Below are 3,210 nucleotides of genomic sequence, written 5' to 3' on the forward strand. Positions count from 1 at the left end.
AAGCACGGCAGCGTCCTACCCTCGCAGGCAGTCTCCCACCAACTACTCTCGGCGTGAAGAAGCTTAACTGCTGTGTTCGGCATGGTTACAGGTGTTTCCTTCTTGCTCTTGCCACCGTACTTTTTCTCTTTCTTTGAGCTTTTACACTCAAAACTAAATATAATCCTCTTGAAAAAACCTTAATTGCCATTAAGCTCTGGTCAAGTCCTCGACTGATTAGTACTGGTCCGCTCCAAGCCTCGCGGCTCTTCCACTCCCAGCCTATCTACCTCTTAGTCTTTGAGGTGTCTTACTACTTACGTATGGGAAATCTCATCTTGAGGGGGGCTTCGCACTTAGATGCTTTCAGCGCTTATCCCGGCCATACTTAGCTACCCAGCGATGCCTTTGGCAAGACAACTGGTACACCAGCGGTATGTCCATCCCGGTCCTCTCGTACTAAGGACAGCTCCTCGCAAATTTCCTACGCCCACGACGGATAGGGACCGAACTGTCTCGCGACGTTCTGAACCCAGCTCGCGTGCCGCTTTAATGGGCGAACAGCCCAACCCTTGGGACCGACTTCAGCCCCAGGATGCGACGAGCCGACATCGAGGTGCCAAACCTCCCCGTCGATGTGAACTCTTGGGGGAGATAAGCCTGTTATCCCCAGGGTAGCTTTTATCCGTTGAGTGATGGCCCTTCCATGCGGTACCACCAGATCACTAAGCCCGACTTTCGTCCCTGCTCGAGTTGTCGCTCTCGCAGTCAAGCTCCCTTATACCTTTGCACTCTGTGAATGATTTCCAACCATTCTGAGGGAACCTTTGGGCGCCTCCGTTACTCTTTAGGAGGCGACCGCCCCAGTCAAACTGCCCGTCTGACACTGTCCCATGCCTCGCTTAGAGGCCCTGGTTAGAGCAGCCATCAAACAAGGGTAGTATCCCAACATTGCCTCCGATAACACTGGCGTGCTATCTTCTCCGGCTCCTACCTATCCTGTACATGTTTAACAGCTGCCCAATATCAAATTGCAGTTAAGCTCCATGGGGTCTTTCCGTCCTGTCGCGGGTAACCCGCATCTTCACGGGTATTATAATTTCACCGAGTCTCTCGTTGAGACAGTGCCCAAATCATTACACCTTTCGTGCAGGTCGGAACTTACCCGACAAGGAATTTCGCTACCTTAGGACCGTTATAGTTACGGCCGCCGTTTACTGGGGCTTCAGTTCGCTGCTTCGCTTGCGCTAACAGCTCTCCTTAACCTTCCAGCACCGGGCAGGTGTCAGCCCCTATACGTCGTCTTACGACTTAGCAGAGACCTGTGTTTTTGATAAACAGTTGTTTGGGCCTATTCACTGCGGCTGGCTCTTACACCAGCACCCCTTCTCCCGAAGTTACGGGGCGATTTTGCCGAGTTCCTTAACGAGAGTTCTCTCGCTCACCTGAGTGTTCTCCACTCGACTACCTGTGTCGGTTTGCGGTACGGGTACGCAGCTTCTCACTAGAAGCTTTTCTTGGCAGTGTGACGCTTGAACCTTCGCTACTTTGATTTCGCTCCTCATCACGCCTCGTGCTTACCGGTAACAAGCATTTGACTCATTACCACACTTAACGCTTGAACATGGCTTCCAGCGCCATGCGTTCTTTGCCTCCTGCGTCCCTCCTTCGCTATTAACGAAGCTGCGCAGTACAGGAATTTCTACCTGTTGTCCATCGACTACGCCTTTCGGCCTTGCCTTAGGTCCCGACTTACCCTGGGCGGACGAGCCTGCCCCAGGAAACCTTAGTCTTTCGGCGGACAGGATTCTCACCTGTCTTGCGCTACTCATACCGGCATTCTCACTTCTAAACGCTCCACTTATCTTCTCAGTTAAGCTTCGCCGCATTTAGAACGCTCTCCTACCACGTGCATTACTGCACATCCACAGTTTCGGTACTATGCTTAGCCCCGGTAAATTTTCGGCGCAGCGTCACTCGACTAGTGAGCTATTACGCACTCTTTTAATGATGGCTGCTTCTGAGCCAACATCCTAGTTGTCTACGCAACTCCACATCCTTTTCCACTTAGCATAGATTTGGGGACCTTAACTGGTGATCTGGGCTGTTTCCCTTTCGACTACGGATCTTATCACTCGCAGTCTGACTCCAGTGCCTCGATCTCTGGAATTCGCAGTTTATCTGAATTCAGTAACCCCTGACGGGCCCTTCGTCCAAACAGAGCTCTACCTCCATGATCGTCCTGGCACCAGGCTAGCCCTAAAGCTATTTCGGAGAGAACCAGCTATCTCCAAGTTCGTTTGGAATTTCACCGCTACCCACAACTCATCCCCGCAATTTTTAACTTACGTGGGTTCGGTCCTCCAGTGCGCTTTACCGCACCTTCAACCTGGTCATGGGTAGGTCACTTGGTTTCGGGTCTACGTCAGCTAACTTCTGCGCCCTCTTCAGACTCGCTTTCGCTCCGGCTCCGTCTTTTCTGACTTAACCTCGCTAGCTAACGTAACTCGCCGGTTCATTCTACAAAAGGCACGCCATTACCCTTTAATGGGCTTTGACTATTTGTAGGCACACGGTTTCAGGTTCTCTTTCACTCCCCTCCCGGGGTTCTTTTCACCTTTCCCTCACGGTACTGGTTCACTATCGGTCACAATGTAGTATTTAGCCTTGCGAGATGGTCCTCGCTGCTTCAATCGGGATTCCTCGTGTCCCGACCTACTCAGGATCCTGCTCGGCGCGCTCCGGATTTCGCTTACGGGGCTCTCACCCTCTCTGGCTTACCTTCCCAGATAATTCTGCTATCCTTTGCGCTGCCTTATTGCAGTCCTACAACCCCAGATGATAAATCATCTGGTTTGGGCTCTTTCCTCTTCGCTCGCCGCTACTAGGGAAATCGATTTTTCTTTCTCTTCCTGCAGCTACTTAGATGTTTCAGTTCGCTGCGTCTTGCCCCAAACGGCTATTTGTTCACCGCCTGGTAATGCATCTGCATGCATTGGGTTCCCCCATTCGGATGTCTCCGGATCGCTGCGTACTTACCGCTCCCCGAAGCCTTTCGTGGTTCGTCACGTCCTTCTTCGCCTCATTGTGCCTAGGCATTCACCGTGCGCCCTTCTTTACTTGACCTTACTCAAGATACTCTCTCGGTCGCTCTTTGGCAATCTCTTCTCTTTTGATTGTTTCTCGGTTTTTTCTTGGATTATATTCAGTTTTCAATGTACTAACTCATTG

At 51.4% G+C, this 3,210-nt stretch carries 2 rRNA genes; both read right to left on the reverse strand.

The window, feature by feature from the left end:
- Positions 1-2: 2 nt before the first annotated feature.
- Positions 3-119 (reverse strand): 5S ribosomal RNA (gene rrf / locus H3T43_RS09200).
- Between the two features lie 77 nt (positions 120-196).
- Positions 197-3,105: ribosomal RNA gene (locus H3T43_RS09205) — 23S ribosomal RNA — on the reverse strand.
- Positions 3,106-3,210 lie beyond the last annotated feature (105 nt).

This window comes from Lactobacillus sp. M0396 (assembly GCF_016101625.1).
Taxonomy (GTDB): domain Bacteria; phylum Bacillota; class Bacilli; order Lactobacillales; family Lactobacillaceae; genus Lactobacillus; species Lactobacillus huangpiensis.